The sequence below is a fragment of the Bacillus sp. F19 genome (assembly GCA_023823795.1).
Taxonomy (GTDB): Bacteria; Bacillota; Bacilli; order Bacillales; family Bacillaceae; genus Bacillus_P.
The window spans coordinates 2842180-2859934 of the sequence record CP085710.1; the positions used below are offsets into that span (position 1 = coordinate 2842180).

The 17755-nt window shown below is 41.2% G+C and carries 20 protein-coding genes; 2 read left to right on the forward strand and 18 right to left on the reverse strand.

The features are described 5' to 3' along the window. Nucleotides 1-162: 162 nt before the first annotated feature. The 13 genes from LIT25_14570 to LIT25_14630 form a co-directional block, all read right to left on the reverse strand. Complete coding sequence (locus tag LIT25_14570; GenBank protein USK31876.1) at nucleotides 163-675, reverse strand: DinB family protein; 513 nt, start codon at nucleotides 673-675, stop codon at nucleotides 163-165. A 114-nt stretch (nucleotides 676-789) separates the two neighbouring features. Then, nucleotides 790-2418, reverse strand: coding sequence for an MFS transporter (locus LIT25_14575; protein USK31877.1), 1629 nt, complete (start codon nucleotides 2416-2418; stop codon nucleotides 790-792). A gap of 10 nt (nucleotides 2419-2428) precedes the next feature. Beyond that, nucleotides 2429-2854: a MarR family transcriptional regulator gene (locus LIT25_14580; GenBank protein USK31878.1), complete on the reverse strand. Its 426-nt coding sequence runs from the start codon at nucleotides 2852-2854 to the stop codon at nucleotides 2429-2431. Between the two features lie 456 nt (nucleotides 2855-3310). Further along, nucleotides 3311-3544: a YozE family protein gene (locus tag LIT25_14585; protein USK31879.1), complete on the reverse strand. Its 234-nt coding sequence runs from the start codon at nucleotides 3542-3544 to the stop codon at nucleotides 3311-3313. Nucleotides 3545-3634: 90 nt separating this feature from the next. Next, complete coding sequence (locus LIT25_14590) at nucleotides 3635-3916, reverse strand: YokU family protein (GenBank protein ID USK31880.1); 282 nt, start codon at nucleotides 3914-3916, stop codon at nucleotides 3635-3637. Next, on the reverse strand, nucleotides 3909-5321 hold the full coding sequence (ablA, locus tag LIT25_14595; protein ID USK31881.1) for a lysine 2,3-aminomutase: 1413 nt from the start codon (nucleotides 5319-5321) through the stop codon (nucleotides 3909-3911). Before ablA ends, LIT25_14590 begins: the two co-directional genes overlap by 8 nt. An 87-nt stretch (nucleotides 5322-5408) precedes the next feature. After that, nucleotides 5409-6809, reverse strand: coding sequence for a sigma 54-interacting transcriptional regulator (locus LIT25_14600; protein USK31882.1), 1401 nt, complete (start codon nucleotides 6807-6809; stop codon nucleotides 5409-5411). 49 nt (nucleotides 6810-6858) lie between these two features. Next, a complete protein-coding gene (gene ablB, locus LIT25_14605) occupies nucleotides 6859-7713 on the reverse strand; it encodes a putative beta-lysine N-acetyltransferase (protein USK31883.1) in 855 nt (284 codons plus the stop codon). A gap of 73 nt (nucleotides 7714-7786) precedes the next feature. Next, complete coding sequence (locus tag LIT25_14610) at nucleotides 7787-9217, reverse strand: aldehyde dehydrogenase family protein (GenBank protein USK31884.1); 1431 nt, start codon at nucleotides 9215-9217, stop codon at nucleotides 7787-7789. A gap of 36 nt (nucleotides 9218-9253) precedes the next feature. Beyond that, a complete protein-coding gene (locus LIT25_14615) occupies nucleotides 9254-10555 on the reverse strand; it encodes a peptidase (protein ID USK31885.1) in 1302 nt (433 codons plus the stop codon). A 12-nt stretch (nucleotides 10556-10567) separates the two neighbouring features. Beyond that, the gene (locus LIT25_14620) at nucleotides 10568-11218 is read right to left on the reverse strand and encodes a 3-oxoacid CoA-transferase subunit B (protein ID USK31886.1); all 651 of its coding nucleotides are present in this window, start codon (nucleotides 11216-11218) and stop codon (nucleotides 10568-10570) included. Then, the gene (locus LIT25_14625; GenBank protein ID USK36286.1) at nucleotides 11197-11904 is read right to left on the reverse strand and encodes a CoA transferase subunit A; all 708 of its coding nucleotides are present in this window, start codon (nucleotides 11902-11904) and stop codon (nucleotides 11197-11199) included. The genes LIT25_14620 and LIT25_14625 overlap by 22 nt, the downstream gene beginning before the upstream one ends. An 8-nt stretch (nucleotides 11905-11912) precedes the next feature. Next, the gene (locus tag LIT25_14630) at nucleotides 11913-13256 is read right to left on the reverse strand and encodes an aspartate aminotransferase family protein (protein ID USK31887.1); all 1344 of its coding nucleotides are present in this window, start codon (nucleotides 13254-13256) and stop codon (nucleotides 11913-11915) included. 201 nt (nucleotides 13257-13457) lie between these two features. Between LIT25_14630 and LIT25_14635 the strand changes: the two genes are divergently transcribed. Next, on the forward strand, nucleotides 13458-13643 hold the full coding sequence (locus LIT25_14635; GenBank protein ID USK31888.1) for a hypothetical protein: 186 nt from the start codon (nucleotides 13458-13460) through the stop codon (nucleotides 13641-13643). A 36-nt stretch (nucleotides 13644-13679) separates the two neighbouring features. Here LIT25_14635 and LIT25_14640 read toward each other — a convergent pair whose 3' ends face one another. Both LIT25_14640 and LIT25_14645 read right to left on the reverse strand, forming a co-directional pair. Further along, nucleotides 13680-14123 (reverse strand): GNAT family N-acetyltransferase, encoded by a 444-nt coding sequence (locus tag LIT25_14640; protein ID USK31889.1) that lies wholly within the window; start codon nucleotides 14121-14123, stop codon nucleotides 13680-13682. A gap of 16 nt (nucleotides 14124-14139) precedes the next feature. Further along, nucleotides 14140-14844, reverse strand: coding sequence for a nucleotidyltransferase domain-containing protein (locus tag LIT25_14645; GenBank protein USK36287.1), 705 nt, complete (start codon nucleotides 14842-14844; stop codon nucleotides 14140-14142). Nucleotides 14845-15128: 284 nt separating this feature from the next. Here LIT25_14645 and LIT25_14650 point away from each other — a divergent pair, with 284 nt between their 5' ends. Further along, nucleotides 15129-15257 carry an S-adenosylmethionine decarboxylase gene (locus LIT25_14650; protein USK36288.1) on the forward strand — a complete coding sequence of 43 codons (129 nt, stop codon included), beginning with the start codon at nucleotides 15129-15131 and terminating at the stop codon, nucleotides 15255-15257. An 846-nt stretch (nucleotides 15258-16103) separates the two neighbouring features. Here the strand turns inward: LIT25_14650 and LIT25_14655 are convergent. The 3 genes from LIT25_14655 to spx are packed head-to-tail and all read right to left on the reverse strand — an operon-like array spanning nucleotide 16104 to nucleotide 17735. Then, entirely contained in the window at nucleotides 16104-16532 is a 429-nt protein-coding gene (locus tag LIT25_14655; protein USK31890.1) for a MarR family transcriptional regulator, read from the reverse strand. Between the two features lie 26 nt (nucleotides 16533-16558). Further along, nucleotides 16559-17275 (reverse strand): GTP pyrophosphokinase family protein, encoded by a 717-nt coding sequence (locus LIT25_14660; protein USK36289.1) that lies wholly within the window; start codon nucleotides 17273-17275, stop codon nucleotides 16559-16561. A 52-nt stretch (nucleotides 17276-17327) separates the two neighbouring features. Beyond that, nucleotides 17328-17735: a transcriptional regulator Spx gene (gene spx, locus LIT25_14665; protein USK31891.1), complete on the reverse strand. Its 408-nt coding sequence runs from the start codon at nucleotides 17733-17735 to the stop codon at nucleotides 17328-17330. Between the last annotated feature and the right edge of the window lie 20 nt (nucleotides 17736-17755).

Here is a 17755-nt window from a genome sequence, read left to right on the forward strand (position 1 = left end):
TTTGATTTAGCCGGATTGAGATTGCCATGTAAAGGACTGCAATAAAACCAATGACTCCAAAGATGATTTCCATAACATAAGGCAAAGTAAATTCGAAATAATAAATGCCCCGAATAAAGCTTAACACCACCAAAATAACGAGCAGCTAATGTCCATATTTATTCAATGCTGCTTTTTCTTTTCATAAAGATAAAACACATAATCCAAAGATACACCTGGCACACCCTGCTGCCTAAGCATTGCTGTGATGTTTCCGCGGTGATAGGTTCCGTGGTTTGCTACATGCTGGATCAATTCAAAAACATTTGTCTCTAAATTTCCATACATCGGGTGTTCAATAGTAAATGCTCTTTCCGCATCTCTATTGTCTTTTAAAAATAATTCGTATTCATTCGCAAGTTTTGCAAACATTCTCTCTAATTCTTCCATACTCCTATTCTCTGTTTCTTTTTGAGCCTCGCCAAGATAAGCCATTATTCGTTCAAAAGAATCCCGCTTGATTACTTTCAGCCAAAGGGCATCCGTAAGATAAATGTGAACCATGACGTGTGACAGAGACGGAAATACACTTTCTATTTCGTTAGTATACAATTCCTTCGGCAGTTCCTTCAATCGGCTAAACACTCTGGTATTAGACCACTTGTGAAAATCGTACAGCTGAATAGCATTTGTCATTAAGCTCATCCCTTTCCTTATATATGAATTCTCCTCTCAATTATAGCTTATTATGGAAAAAATTTCATTTTAGAATCTAAAAAACCAAGGCAAAAAATGCACCTTGGTTTATTATTAATTTTCGTTGCTCTGTAATTTTCCTGTTTTAATGACGTTTTCTTTTTTTACAGATGACTGATCCTTTGCACTTCTGAGCGGAATTTCTTTAATAAAGAATGTTAAGAGAATCGCGACGGCCATGGTGATGGTGACAAAGATAAAAACACCAGATAATGCATAGCTCAGAGAATCCTGAAGATTGAGAATGACATTATCAAAGAAAGGAATCGCCTCTTGCGGCAATGTATTTTTAAGCCCCTCAAGTTTTTCATGGTCCAGCAGAAGCTGAGGATTTTGAAGAGATTCCAATTTGCCGGCAAGTTCCGGTGAAGCGGCCATTTGATTGGTGTCTCCCGTTTGACTCATGGACGCCATTTTATCCTGCATCCGTGAGTTGAGCAAGGTTCCCATGATGGCAACCCCAACCGTTCCGCCTACAGATCTGAAAAGCTGTGACGAAGCAGTTGCTACACCGAGCAGTTTTTGATCTACCGCATTTTGTACCGTTAAGGTAAAGACGGTCATACCAATTCCTATTCCAAATCCTACTAAAGTTAAGTAAAACACCAATAGGTATTGAGACGTTTCTACAGTCATTGTAGAAAGCAGGTATAGACCTATTGCAGAAATAAAAAGACCGATGATGGCCTGCAGCTTATATTTTCCTGTTTTCGAAATAATCTGGCCGCCAAGAGCACTGGCAAAAACCAACCCAAGAGTCATCGACATCGTCAGAAAGCTGGAATGTGTAGCTGAATAGCCAAGTACTCCCTGAATGAAGTAAGGCACGTACATGACGCCTCCGAACATCGAAACTCCGATGACAAAACCAATAATATTTGAAATCGTAAAAATGCTGTTTTTAAATAAGTCTAGTGGCAAGATCGGACTTACCGCTTTTCTTTCAACAAAGACAAAAATGATCAGAGACAGTGCGGAAGCTCCAAACAACGATAAAATCTGAACAGAGCCCCAGTCGTATTTTGTTCCTGCCCATGAAAAAGCCATTAATGCCGTTGTGATCGCTGATGATAAAAAGACAGATCCAAGATAGTCGACTTTCTCACCTGCTTTTTTAACAGTTGATGGGAAAAGCTTCCAAATTAGAACGAGAGCTACTATACCAAGCGGCAAGAACACCCAGAAGACCCATTTCCACTCAAGGTTATCAACGATATATCCGCCAAGGGTTGGACCAAATAGACTTGAAATCCCGAAGACTGCACTCATGGCACCCTGCCATTTTCCCCGTTCACGCGGTGCGAAAAGATCTCCAACAGCAGTAAAAGCTGTAGACATAATCATCCCTGCACCAAATCCCTGAATTCCGCGGTAGATAATCATTTGAATGATATCCATTGATGTTCCGGCTAAAAAAGCCCCAATTGAAAAGATGATGATACCAATAATGATAAACGGCTTTCTTCCATAAATATCTGACAGCTTACCGACAAGGATCGTAGTGATCGCACTTGTCAGCATGTAAATCGTAAATACCCAGCTATAATAGTCCAGTCCGCCGAGATCCGAAATAATCTTCGGCAAAGCATTTCCGACGATCGTTTGATTGACAGCTGCGAAAAACATCGCGGCAATAATCGCAATCATAATCGTGATTTTTTCTTTATGACTTAAATGTTCCATTGTTCCACCTCTATTGTTCATCTAGTAGTTTCGTTAATAATTTATTAAACACAATGAGTTCATCATCGGTTACGTTTTTTAGTTTGTGATGAAAGTATTCCATAATGGTCGTTTCCACTTCAGTCTTCACTTTTTCACCTATGTCAGTCAGCTCCAGATAGACCACTCTCCTGTCATCCTCAGCGCGCATCCGATTCAAATAGCCCTTTTTGATCAGTTTTTCACTTACAGATGTGATATGGCTGCTTGAAACACTTAATCGTTCAGCAATTTGGCTGACATTTTGATGGCTCTGTTCATGAATCAGACGAAGGACCATAAATTCATTGAACGGGAGATAAGTTTCCAGCATTTCATTCAAATTTGTCCGGGTCATTTTATTTAACTTCCGGTAATTAGAGAGAAATTCATACGTAAGTTCCTGTCTGGTTTCCATTTTCCCCTCCTGTACACTTAATGAAATTAATACTTAACCTACTTAACTATTAACTTTATTAACTATATGATTATTCGAAGGTAATGTCAAGAATAAAAGTTGAGGGAGTGATTTAGCATTTGCCTTCCTATTTGTGTTTTTTGCTGGTGAATCTCGGGTAACCATAAGCCCTCTTTAATACCTTGAAATCTCGAATTAGATCATTTTAGGTAACCATAGACCCTCTTTGACACACTGATATCTGGACTGATTTTTGTCTCTTTTTCATTTTATTCGGATCACTATTTTTATCAGGCTCTATCAGTTTTATCACGCTCTATTCCGATAACTATCAGGCACTATTTCACTTTTTTCCGGTGCACTTTTTAAATGGTTAAGACGGCACGCAAATGAAATTTCGCGCACAATTAATGTCCAAAATTTGCACAAAAAAACAACCTACAAAGTAAGTTGTTTTTAGATCGATGCTTTTTTAAGGATTTCGGTTTCATACAATTCCCAGGCATCATCGAAGACGACGAGGCTGTGAAGGTAAGATCCATTCAGTTCGAGGTAGGAGCTGATTTCATGGTAATCTTCGGATGATTTCGGGAAGCTGTGGTCGTCATAGGCGTCGTTTGCAAATTGGCTGATGTCATCGGCCGGTTTTGGATGACGGTATTTCATCAGGTAATGGTAAAAAGATTTCACGGTAAATCCCCCTGTCGCAATTACGTTTGGAAATTGACCCTATTATAACGTTTATTGTACAAGAAGGAAACCTCAGAAGGTTCTTTAGGTTCAGGTAAAATCAAAATAGTTTCGCTTCAGGTGACGCTTCCATTTCATCAGTTCTTTGTAATCTATGCGGTTTGGCAGTTCTTTAACGGCAATTAAAAGCAGCTGATTTTCGATTTCGTTAACGGTTTGTTCGCTTTGATAGCTGATACCGCAGTCCGGACAAGTAATACATGGTGTGTCTGAAATTTCGATGGCGCGCGAACCGTCAGGCAGCTCCCAGTGAACTAGATTGCTTGAGCTCTTTGCATTTTGCGATTCACACCAGTCGCAGCGTTCATTCATTTTCTGCCGCCTTCTTTTCTTCGGATTTTAATAGCTGCGCACGGTACTTTTTATCCTTTAACTCATCACGCTTTTCCCGTTTATCCTTTAATGTGGAATGAGCAGGGTTTGTTTCAAACGTTTTTCTCCTATTTATTCTTCCGATGCCTTCAGGGATTAAGTTAAATTGAGCGTCTTCGTACAAACCAGCAATTCCTGATAGAGATTTTTTTGATGCAGAGTCTGGATAGACTTCATTAAAGTAATCATCTGCAAGCCCAGGCGTATAGTTTTCCGGCTCCGGATAGGTTGTGATGACTCCTTCAAAGTTACGGAGCACAACTTTATCCGGGCTTTGAGAAATTAAATAGTTAGGCTGAAGGGCAATTTTCCCGCCGCCTCCCGGAGCATCGACGACAAAAGTTGGAACCGAATAGCCGCTTGTATGTCCGCGGAGTCCCTCAATTATCTCAAGTCCTTTTGAAACTGGCGCACGGAAATGCCCGATTCCTTCTGACAAATCACATTGATAAATGTAATAAGGCCGCACTCTTATTTTGACAAGATCATGCATCAGTTTTTTCATAATTTGCACACTGTCATTAATTCCCGCAAGAATAACGGCCTGATTTCCGACTGGCACGCCGGAGTTCACAAGCATTTCACATGCCTTCTTAGATTCTTCAGTAATTTCAATGGAAGTATTGAAATGTGTATTCAGCCAGACCGGATGATATTTTTTCAAGATGCTGCAGAGATTTTCTGTGATGCGCTGAGGAAATACTACAGGCGCGCGTGTACCGATTCTGATGATTTCAACATGATCAATCGCTCGGAGATTTTTCAAAATATATTCAAGAATTGTGTCATTAATCAGCAATCCGTCTCCCCCTGAAATCAGCACATCCCGGACTTCTGGCGTTTGAGCGATGTAGTTAATCGCATCATCAAGCTGCTTTTTAGGCACACCCATGCCAATTTGGCCTGAGAAACGTCTTCTCGTGCAATATCTGCAGTACATCGAGCATTGATTTGTCACTAGAAATAAGACGCGATCGGGATAGCGGTGTGTCAGGCCAGGTACAGGTGAATCTTCATCTTCGTGAAGCGGATCTTCAAGGTCATATTTTGTTTTATAAAGCTCCTGTGATATCGGAACCGACTGCATGCGGATCGGACATCTCGGATCATCTTCGTTCATTAGCCATGCATAGTAGGGAGTAATATTTAAGGGGATGGTTTTCGTTGATATTTTAACCCCTTCTTCTTCATCAGGAGTCAGATTAATTACTTTTTTTAGGTCATCCAGTGTTCGGATGGTATTTGTAAGCTGCCAGAGCCAGTCATTCCACTGTTCATCTGTGACATCTTTCCAGAGTTCGATGTCTTTCCAGTCGCGCTTCGGCTTGTATAGATCGTATTTCATGGAAGTTCCCCCAATTCGGTCTTTACCATTAATACATGCAAAAACCATGCCAACGTGACTGTAAGCTGTTACAATCACATCCGCTATTTATGCTTTCAATTTTGGTGCCGAAAATTGGTCAGGAAAATATTTTTTCACTTTGTATTGAAGGGTTTGTCTCGGAATTTGGAGCAGCTTTGCTGTTTTCAAAATATTTCCTTCGCTTTGAACAAGTGCTTGTTGGATGATCTCTTTTTCCATCATTGACATTTTTTCATGAAGAGAATGCGCTTCCTTTGCCGTCTTTTCCTCTTTCTGTAAATATGGCGGTAAATGACCGGTTATAATTCTATTCCCATCACACATATTCATGGCAAACTCAATGCAATGCTTCAACTCTCTTACATTCCCAGGCCAGTGATGGTGCTTTAATAGGGCTTGTGCTTCATCTGATAATCCGGCAACACGCTTTTGAAATTCATGATTGTACTTTTTAATAAAATAAGAAATTAGTAAGGGGAGGTCCAATGGCCGTTCTCTGAGCGGGGGAAGATTGATTCCGAAGACGTTTAAGCGAAAATAAAGATCTTCCCGCATTTTCCCCTCCGAAAGACATTGTTCAGGGTTGATGTTCATAGCGGCAATCACTTTGACATCGACTGTGATTGAATGACTGCTTCCGATTCTCCTGATTGTGCCATCGTCAATGACTCTAAGCAGCTTTGCCTGCAGGTTCAGAGGCATCGATTGTAGTTCATCCAGAAAAAGCGTTCCGCCGTGAGACAGTTCAAATAAACCTGGCCTGTCTACCGCGCCTGTATAGCTTCCTTTTGCTGTCCCAAATAATAAACTTTCAAGCAAGGCTTCAGGAAGCGCCGCACAGTTTTGTGCTATAAAAGGAGCATCTCTTCGCTGTGATTCGTTATGAATGGCCTGTACAATTAATTCTTTTCCAGTACCTGTTTCCCCATAAACGAGAACATTTGATGAGGTTTTTGCCGCTTTTTTCACAAGCGTTTTAATCATAAGAAGGTTCTTGCTTGCAGTAATGATGTCATCAAGAACATACTTTGTGCCGTTGGATCCCTCTGCTTTTGGTGGGGAATGCACTTGTTGCTGCAGGTCAGCCAGCCGCTCTGTCAACCGCTTGATCGCTGAAAAATCCTTTGCAATTTCAACAGCGCCGATTACTTTATCCTCAGATAAAATCGGCAGGCTCGTGTTCACTGTCTCAATTTTTTCGCCCTTAACATTTATGTACGTTTGGGAATGGTGATAAATCGGTTTTTTCGTTTTAATGGCTTTTAAGAGTGTGCTCGTTTCTTCAGAAAGGGACGGAAAAACATCAAATAAATGCTTGCCCACAACCTCATCGACTTTCAAACCATCATGATAGGCTGCAATCTCGTTGTAAAAAACTGTGATTCCTTTCTCGTCAACCGCATGAATCCCCTCATCAATCGTTTCTAAAATATGATGAATGATTCGATCCCGATTTTGATTTGTCAAAGGTTCCACTCCTCTTTACATAACCTGCCGGATTTTCGGCATATACTGCTCAATTTTCGGCAGACAGATCTTTGCACCATACATTCATGTTTTCAAGATCTGTACTAATGATACAATTATTTGTAAGTCTGCCGGTATATTCATAATCCAGCTGATGCAAAACGGCGTTCATGCCGAAAGAATCCGCCCTTGCAATCGAATAAGCACAAAAAATACCGTTTTCACAAAGCTTTTGCTCAAGTAATAAAATCAGGCTTCTCATTAATTTATGCTTTCTGACTTCGGACAGCGTTGCACAGTCTGTTATTTCAGCATTGTGGTATGCTGAATTGATTTCAGCAGAAGCAGCACTTACGATGTTGTCTCCTTTTTCAGCAAGATAATAGATGGTGCCATCCCTCATCGTTTTTTGTATATAATCACTTGAATGGAGGGGTGTTGGATACACTTCGAATACTGCTCTGTATAACTCTGCAAGCTTCTTTGCATCATGTTCTTCAGCTGCACGAAATATAAATGCTGCTGACTGCACTTGTCCTGTCTTCTTTTTTTCATATATGGATGTGATGATGCTGTCCTGCTTTGTCCAGCTGTCAGTTTTTCTTCTTTCTTCACTTAAATATTTCGTGAAAAAATAGGCATCATCACTGTGAAAATAATTTTTAATGATGGCTTCAAGCTGAAATTGCTGCATCAGTAAAAAAGGGATGTCACAGGCTTTTGCCTTGACAATCACTTTTGTGAAGCTATAATCTGAAGCTAATTTGAATGCATCTGTGAGCAAGGACTCTGTATTTCCGCGATAGTCATCGATTCGGAGCCTTTTATTAAAATAATCGAGTACTGCTTCAGCACGATAATTCTTTTTAGCTAACGTTTTTGTTTCGAAGTACGTTTTTTTCAAGACCAGTCCCCCTAAAATAAAAATTACCCTGAAAAAATAGAGTGCGGCAAAGCACACTCTATTTTTTTTCAGCTTAGAACTTGGCATGATTAAACGAGATCAGCTTCAACTCGGTCAGTTCTTCAATGGCATATTTAATGCCTTCTCTGCCGAATCCGCTGTCCTTCACACCGCCATATGGCATATGATCGACACGGAAGGTTGGAATGTCATTGATCATGACACCGCCGACATGAAGGGCTTTTGCTGCTTGAAAGGCCAGGTCGACTTTATTTGTAAATATGCCCGCTTGAAGACCATATCTCGAGTTGTTCACTTCTTCAATTGCTTCATCAAATGTTTTGAATGAGTTGATGATGACAATTGGAGCAAATGCTTCCTCACAGGAGAGATTGACTTCAGACGAGACATTCAGCAAGATAGTCGGCTGAACAATCTGATGATCCTCTGATTTGCCGCCGCATTCGATTAGAGCTCCTGCATTCTCAGCTTCTTCAATCCAGGAAATGGCGCGATCCACGTCTTCACTTGAGATTAATGAGGAGACATCTGTCTCTTCAGCAAGGGGATCGCCGAGTTTAAGTTTTTTCGTCTCTTTAACAGCCTTTGCAACGAACTCATCAAATACGTTTTCGTGTACATAAATTCGCTGCACGGATATGCAAACCTGGCCCGCATACGCGAAAGCTCCTGTTATACATCTTGGAGCTACCTTTGAAACATCAGCATCTTCCGCGACAATGACAGCTGAATTTGATCCTAATTCAAGCAGCGTCTTTCTCAGGCCGGCTTCTTTTTTCAGTTTTTTCCCGACGTCTGGACTTCCTGTAAACGTAAGGGCCTTTACGCGTTCATCTGATGTAAAATGCTGGCCGATTTCACTGCCTTTTCCCGTTACAATGTTCAGTGCGCCTTCAGGCAGACCCGCTTCATGAAAAAGCTCTCCGATGAAGTAGGAGCTTAAAGGTGTTTGCGTCGCAGGTTTTAATACAACTGTATTGCCTGCGGCAAGAGCAGGCCCAAGCTTGTGCGCAACGAGATTCATCGGGAAATTAAAAGGCGTGATCGCTCCAATAACTCCGATTGGCTCGCGCACTGTGTAGGCTGTCCGGTTTTCACCGCCTGGCGCTGCATCCATTGAAATCGTCTCACCGTTCAGCCTTCTCGCTTCCTCAGCGGCAAATGTGTATGTCATAACCGTGCGGTCCACTTCTGCTCTCGCAGTTTTAATTGGTTTAGCGGCTTCTTTAGCAATAATCACTGCCGCTTCTTCTTTTCGTTCAGCAAGAAGATGGGCTGTTTTCAATAAAATATCTGCACGCTTATATGCAGGCAAAGCGTTCATCTTACTGATCGCTTCACTTGCTGCGTCAACTGCTGCTTTTACTTGATTCTGATCTGCAATGGCTACCTCTGCCAGCAATTCATCCGTGTAAGGAGACTTTAATTCCTGATACTTGCTTGCTTCCATATTCTGTCCATTGATCCATAAATGCTGCTTCATTTGCTAACACCTCAATTATATAGTCGTTATCTTCAATTATTTACCCTTTCCATCAATCTGTAAAAACATCTGCTCTGATACACCGCACCAGTGCATTAAGAAAACAGCCAGAATTTTTGTACAGTCGATGATTTTATCAATTTCAATAAATTCATTCGGAAAGTGAGCCACCTCTGTTTCGCCGGGGCCAAATACAATGGAAGGAATATCGCCTGCATGAGATATAAGGCCTGCATCTGTTCCCCAAGGAGATGCTTCAATGATCGGTTCTTTATCCATGATCTCTTTATAAGAATTTATCAAAGTCGCGGTTAGAGGATGTTCGCTTCCGATTTCATTTGGAAGCCACCTTGCCCCAAACCACTCCAGTTCAACCGGATGTTCATTGAACCATTCATCCTTTGAAGAAAGGCCAGAAATCCAATTTTGAAATTCTCTCTGCACCTCTTCTATCGTTTCATTCGGTGCGATCCCGCACCTTCCTTCTAAGGTGACAAGATCTGCCACAGAGGATGGCCACGTGCCTCCTTCTATTTTTCCAATATTAATAGGAACTGGAATCGGAACCTTATTGTAAAGAGCATCGTTTATTTTTTCGTTTCGCTTTTTTTCAAGCTCCAGGATATGCTTGACAACCAGCATGCTTTTTTCAATGGCGCTGATTCCCTCATATCTCGTTCCCCCATGTGCAGAACGCCCCTTTATTTTCAGCCTGAACCACATAGATCCCTGCTGTTTTTGAAAAATTTTCATTTTAGTAGGCTCCGGAATAATAGCTGCATCTGCCTTGTATCCGCGTAAAATGGCAGCAAGAGTTCCCGCTCCGCCGCTTTCTTCTTCAATGACACTTTGAAAAATGACGTCTCCCTTTAAGGAAATACCTGATGCTTTAATAGCTTCCATTGCCATTAAAAGACAGACATTCCCGCCTTTCATATCCGTCGATCCGCGTCCATAAAGACGGTTTTCGGTTACCACTGCCTGATAAGGGTCCACATCCCATTGCTCTAAGTCGCCTTCCGGCACGACATCGATGTGTCCATTTAAAATAACGGATTTCCCGTCTCCTTTTCCTTTTAAAACTCCGACAATGTTCGGGCTGTCTTTAAAAGATGTTCTCGTTGCCACAAAATGCGGGTGCTGTTTAAGGAGTTTGCCGCCAGGCTCCCACAGATCTATATCCAGGCTAAGCTGACGGCATTTTTCCAGCACGACCGCTTGGGCTGACGCCTCATTTCCCTGAACACTTCTCTGTTCGACCATCTTTTTAAGTAATTTAATTGACCGGTTTCGATTTTCTTCTATCCATGTGCAAACTTGCTCTTGCAAGTTATTCATCGAATCACTCCTTCAAAGATTCATGCCGATTTCAAGCTTTGCTCCTGTGCATTTCATCACATCCTGGACTGTGAATGGAACCATGATCTCTTTTAATATAAGTCCTGTCTCATGCACTTCAATTACCGCCATATCCGTAATAATTAAATCGACACATTGTTTGGATGTAAGCGGCAGGGTGCAGCTTGTGAGAATTTTCGGATCGCCGTTTTTATTGACATGATTCATGACGACAATGACTTTTTTTGCTTTTCCGGCAAGTTCCATTGCTCCGCCCATTCCAGGCACACGCTTACCAGGTACGATCCAATTGGCGAGGTCTCCTTTTTCGCTTACCTGGAGAGAACCTAGAATCGTCAAATCAATGCACCCCCTTCGAATCATGCCAAACGCTGTGGTTGTGTCAAAATAAGAGGCTCCTTTTTCCAGGGTTACAGGATAGCCTGCAGCATTGCACAGTGTCTCCTCTTCTTCTCCTTGCAAAGGTGTTGATCCAATGCCGAGGATGCCGTTTTCAGCCTGAATCATCACTTGAGGTTTGTTTTTCAGATAATTCGGCACGAGAGAGGGAATCCCTATGCCAAGATTGACGATCATGCCGTTATCAATTTCCTGTGCTGCACGTTTCGCAATATTTTCTCTTACTTCGGTTCCCATACCCACTTCCAGTTCACCCCTTCACTTTGTACGATGGCTTGAACAAATACACCCGGGGTGATGATGGCTTCGGGATCAAGCTCGCCTAAAGTTACGATTTCATCGACTTCCGCAATGGTATAATCTCCTGCCATGGCCATAAGCGGGTTCATATTCCGTGCACTTTTTTTGTAGATGATGTTTCCGAATTCATCCGCTGTCTTTCCGCAAATGATGGCCACATCAGCAGTTAAGGCTGTTTCAATAAAATAGGTGCGCCCTTCCACTTGCACAAGCTCTTTTCCTTTTTCTGCAATCTCACTTCCCATGCCTACATCTGACAAAATGCCTCCAAGACCCATTCCGCCGGCACGGATTCGCTCGCCAAGAGTTCCCTGCGGCGAAAATTCCACTTCGAGCTTGCCTTCTGACATCAAGTTTCCGGCGATTGGATTTGAGCCAATATGCGAGGCAATTACTTTTCGGACACGCCCTGCCGAGATCAGTTTCCCTATTCCGATATGCGGAAAACCAGTGTCATTGCAGATAATTTCGAGTTCCCGGACCTCTTTTTCCAAAATCGCGTCAATCAAAGACGGAGGGGTGCCAACACCGCCAAATCCACCTGCCATCAGCGTGCAGCCGTCATTGATTTTGCCTATAATCTCATCAATTAGTCTGATTTTCTGAAAAGAGTTAGCAATCATACAGATTCTCCTTTTTATGACATTGGCAGCACTTCGGCTTCTATTTCTGCTGTCGTTTTTGAAAATAGCTGGACAAGTTCGTTTAGCTCTTCATCATTAATGGTCAGCGGCGGGGCAATTAATATGGCGTCGCCGTCGCCGCCTTCAATTCCAGCAGCAGACGGATAGACAAGCAGCCCGTTCTGATTTGCTTTCTTAATGATGCGGCTCGTAAGATTATAAGATTTCGGAAAAGGCTGTTTGGTCGTCTGGTTTATAACAAATTCAATTCCTATTAATAATCCTTTTCCCCTGACATCTCCAATGATTTCTGTTTTTTCCTGCAATTTTTGCAGGTGTTTGATCAGTATCTTTCCTTTTTCAGAAGCTGCATCGTTCAATTGATTTTTTTCAATATAATGCAAGACTGCGAGACTGACAGCTGCGGATTGAGGATTCGCGCTGTACGTATGCCCGCTCATGATTAATTTTGATCCTTGCTGAATTGGCCGCATCACCCTGTCACTGATTAAAGTAGCAGCAACTGGAGCATAACCGGCACTTAATCCTTTCCCGAGTGCAACGATGTCAGGCAATGCTCCCCAATGCTCCATCGCAAGAGTTTTTCCTGTTCTTCCAATGCCTGTCATGACTTCATCCGCTATGAACAGAATGTCATTTCGATCACAAATATCGCGGATTTTTTCGTAATATCCTTCTGGAGGTGTAATTGCTGCTCCCGCTGCACCGACAACCGGCTCTGCAACAAAAGCAGCAACGTGATCAGCACCGACTCTTCTTATTGCCGTTTCCAATTCTTCTGTACATTTCGCCTTGCAAGAGGAGGGTTTTAATCCATATGGACAACGATAACAGTACGCAGGAGATACCACCGGATTTGCTTCAAGCAGCGGCTGAAACCGGAAACGGCGCTCTGGATAGCCTGATAAAGAAAGCGCGCCAATTGTAATCCCGTGGTAGCTCATCCACCTGGAAATAATTTTTGTTTTTTTAGGCATGTTTTTTTCCTGAAAATACTGTATTGCTGTCTTCATGGCCGTTTCAATGGCTTCAGATCCGCTGTTGACCAGAAAGGTCCAGTTAAGATCACCCGGCGTCATCTCTGCAAGCTTCTTTGACAGGCCCTCTGCTGCATAGCTAGAGAATTGGGACCGATAGACAAACGATACTTCTCGCGCCTGCTCCACCATAGCCTCCACTATTTCACTGACACCATGTCCGATTGAACAAGTTACAGCTCCAGATGATCCATCCAAATATTTCTTGCCAGAAGTATCGTATAAATAAACACCTTGTCCATGGCTGACCTTTTTATAGCTTTCATCAAGCATCGGTTTAATTAAGTACTCCCTCTCCATCCGGAAACCCACCTCACTTGCATTCTGAATATCATACTTCTTACATTCTATGTGAAGGATAAACAGGTTATTTCTATAGATGAAGGATGCTTTGAATTAGATAATCAATTCAGTTTGAAAGCGCTGTCATTTTTAAGGACTAATTTATCTCCGACTCATAATGAAACATATGATATATGAAAAAGGCAAAGGTGATATTCTTTGAAGTGGATTGTGAATGTAGTGTTCCTTCTTTTATTCATGCTGCTGGCTTTCTTTGGAATCGGCCCTGCGCTGTTTTCAGACGGAGCTTTGGATGAAAGAATTGTAACAGGATTTTTTGTCATCATGACAGCGAGTTTTCTTTGTGTTTTGTATCATTCTTTCACAAAAAATTTCTTCAAATAAACGCTTGGAAGTCTTCCAAGCGCTTACTTTTTCCTCTCAAATGGAGTAGGTCAGAAAGTCTCCTTTTCTGCCTCCCATCTTTTCATAAAAGCGCTGTGCTCTTGCATTATCCCGCGCTGTTTCCCAGGTCATGGCAGCATATTGATGCTGCTTGCTGTATGTCTGGCAGCTTTTGAAAAGTTTTTCTGCTGCTTTAGATCCCCTGTATGCTTCGGCAACATAAAGGTCATTCATAATCGTAATGGGTTCAGCTCTAGTTGTGCTGTAAGTGAAATAAAGTGTCGCGAATCCGACAGCCTTGCCGTTTTCCTCCGCCAAAAATTGAATACCCTTCTCTTCTTGCTGAAGTGTCTTAATCAACTGATGAATTTTTTGCTCTGGAGGTTTTGGACATTGATAAAAATCGACGATATATTCATACATAAGCGCTGTCAGAGCATCAAAATCCATTTCATTTGGATGACGTATGATTAGTGACATGATCATCTCTCCTATTCTATTCTTTTTTTCCCAGTGAAAACCCTTCAAAAAATCTGCCGCCGTGGGGCTCCAAAATCGAATCCGTCAAGGCAATAACATTGTCTTTGCATCCTGTACGGTAATACTCGTCAAAAACGGAGGTGAATTCAGCGGCGAATACAGGATCATACTGCATGAGAGCCCTTGGAATCCATTTTGATTTCCCTATATATATTCCATTTGTCAGCAGGACAAATTCATGGATCAGCTCTGCGAGTACCGCAGCAATAAAAATTTCTTCCGAGCGTTTGCCGCTCCCCGTAAAATCATCAAGTGCATCAGTTATAAAATAGCGTCTCATTTCTATATCTTCTTTCGAAAGAGGATCCGGACCTTTTTCTAAAAGTTCCTGAGCTTCCCTTTTAATTGGCTCAAGCAAATCTTCTCCTTTTAAGACAAGTCCTTCATATACCATTCTCGGCATGGATGGCGTGCCGCTTTTGCAGTCACTCTGAAAAAACTGCCGGTATGACTCGAAATTATGGACGAATGCTTCGACTGGCCATTCAAACATAACATATGATTCCCGGTAGGAAGACTCTAATGCTTGATCAAAAATAACGAGATCAAGATCTGACGTTTTAGTGCTTTCCCCTCTTACCACACTGCCTGATAATACAGCGGCTTTGCATGATGGGTACCGTTTTTCTATGATTCTTTTTGCAGCTGCTACTGGATCCAGTCTCATATTTATCACTCTCCCCTTAAGGATTTTTCAGCAGATTGATAAAATCTATGTGATATTTTCGATTTGATATTTCTGCAGCACTTCTTTGTTCGCCTCTTAGGGTGTCTGCTCCGTTATGTATTAATAGACTTCCAATCTCTGTATTCCCTTCAAAAGCTGCGTTCCTTAATCGGAGCATCTCAGTCGATGTCGATTGGGTTAACATCTGCACCGTCTCAGAAGCATGTCAATAAACTTTGGAGACTGTTTCCCTGAAATGGCTGCATGCAGATCTGAAATTGCTGCTTTTTCAAGCAGCAAAGGACAACGGAATGCACATTTTATCCACATACTTCCACCCTTTTCATCCCCCTGGTGTAACTGGGGTCATTGTTTTATCCACCTCCCATATGTCGATTCACACATAGCCAGAAGAAAGATATGCTTCACTTAATTTTTATACATACGGGGAACATGATCCTGAATTTCAGGCAGAATCTCTTTTATATGGCCTTCATCTAAAAAAGCTCTGATTTACTCCATTTCCAGGGGAGTAAGCGGATCACAGCTTGTTTTTCCGAAAGAAATCAAAGCTCTGGATTCTTCACAAGGAGGGAATCAATTTGAGTCTTCATAATAAAAGCGCATTAAACCGTGGCTTTCTTCCGGCAATATAAATCATGAAAGGGCTTCATCCTAAAAACTCAAGACCAAAACGAACCGATGAAGAAAGTGTACAGGGAGACAACTGGGATAAAATTGGACTGAATGAAATGTTAAAAAGTAATCACCGTAATTTATTCGATAAAAAGAGCAGGTTCCAAAAGATACAAATTTTAGAAGCAACTGATCTGCGTATGTATCTAGATGTCCAGCTCCAATTCAGTTAGCTTAATGAAAGGATTAATCATGCTGTATTTTATTTAAAAAACGTTTATCGGATTCATCTTTTTTCACGAAATAAAAGGAAATGTTTCCTTTTATTTCTATAAGGGTATATCTAGAATCATATTCATACATATATAAATAACAGCTTCTAATGGATGAGAACTTATTGCCGATAAAAGGAGGCTACGCATGTGAAAAACATTGAAGAAAAAGAAGATCTATGCGACGAATGCTCATTTCATAAAAAATTGACATTCTCCGAAGCGGAAAATTTATGGCTGTGCGATACTTGCTCAAATGAAGAAAGCTAAACAAAAGAAAGCCAGATCACTGGCTTTCTTTTAAATGTAAACCTTAAAACTCTCCTGTCAGCATAAAGCTTAATTTTATTGCCCCATTAAACATTTGTAAAAGATATCCCGCAAATTCTGAATTTCTTCATCTGAAAGCATTCCGAACATTTTTTGGATCTGCTGATTGATTTGGCTCCTGGCCGACTTCAGAAGATCTTTACCAGAATCCGTGATTTCAAGATTGTATGCTCTGCGGTCGCGTTCGTTTTGACATTTTTGGACAAACCCGTCTTTGATAAGTTTGCTTGTGAGGACGGTCACACCGCCAGTAGTAATCTGTAATTGTTCTGCAAGTATTGACGGACGCTTCAGCCCTTCCGTTTCAAGAATTTGCAATATCAAAATATGAGTTTTCGAAAGGCCGACCTGGTTCAGATGATTCCAGTCATTCGTCCATTTACGTTCAAGTGAAACGAATATCTCAAATAAGGAGACGATATTTTCACTTCTTTTTATATTCATACAAATTCATCTCCAAAGACAGTTCCTTATTTTAATGAGTTTAATAAATCAATGGGAAGCTTAAATTGTTTATTGCTTAACAGCAGCTGGGACAGTTCCCCGGCTGGTTCCTCTGCTTCTTTTAAATCTGTCATTTCATTATGAAGCTTCTCCATTTTGAGGTCTAGTTCCGCAGCAGAAACTGCCGCTTCTTTTAATTCTTTTGTAAGCCGATCAGGAATTTCCTTATTATATTTATAATAAATCTTGTGTTCAAGGCTTGCCCAAAAATCCATCGCGATCGTTCTAATTTGTACCTCTACAAGGATGTCTTCCTGGCGGTCTGACATAAACACTGGAATTTCCACTATTAAATGCAGACTTTGATAGCCGTTTGGCTTAGGATTTTTTATATAATCCTTGCATTCAATGACGGTGATATCTTTTTGGTTTTGAATCATCTCGCTGATTTGATAGATGTCAGACAAAAAAGAACAGGTGATGCGAACACCTGCTATGTCTTTAATGTTCTTTTTAATATCTGTCAGGGAAAGGTCGTAGTTCTTCCTGTAAATTTTGTTTACAATGCTATCAGGAGACTTCAGACGCGAGCTGACATGTTCAATCGGATTATACTCATGAATATATTGAAATTCCTGTTCAAGGATATTTATTTTCGTGTTTATTTCTTCTAACGCAAATTTATAGGACATCATAAAGCGCGTTAATTCTTTTTTTATTTTCTTAAGCTGATCAAAATTCATGTTAGGTAATTGCAATTCTTCCACTTCTAATTCTCCTTTATCAGTCAAACCATTAATTAGGCAGCATTGTTTTCGCTTCAAGCAGTTTTAAAAGGTAGGCCCGTATATTGCGGGGAAGGAATTTCCGGATCTCATCTTCGTTAAATCCCACTAAAAAACGTTTTTCATCAAGTATGATCGGGCAGCGCATAATTCCCGGCTTCTCTTGAATAAGTGCAAGTAATTCCTGCAGATGCAATGCATCTAAATTCATATCCAATTCCTGAAATTGCTTTGAGCGGGTGGATAGAATTTCATCTGTCCCCTCTTCTGTCATGTGAAGAATTTGTTTTAGTTCTTTCATTGTTAAAGGCTGAGTAAGAATATTTCTTTCTATATAGGAAATTCCATGCTCTTCCATCCACATTTTTGACTTTCTGCAAGATGTACAGCTGCAAGACGTAAATATAGTAATGGCCATTTATGAATTCCTCTCCTTTA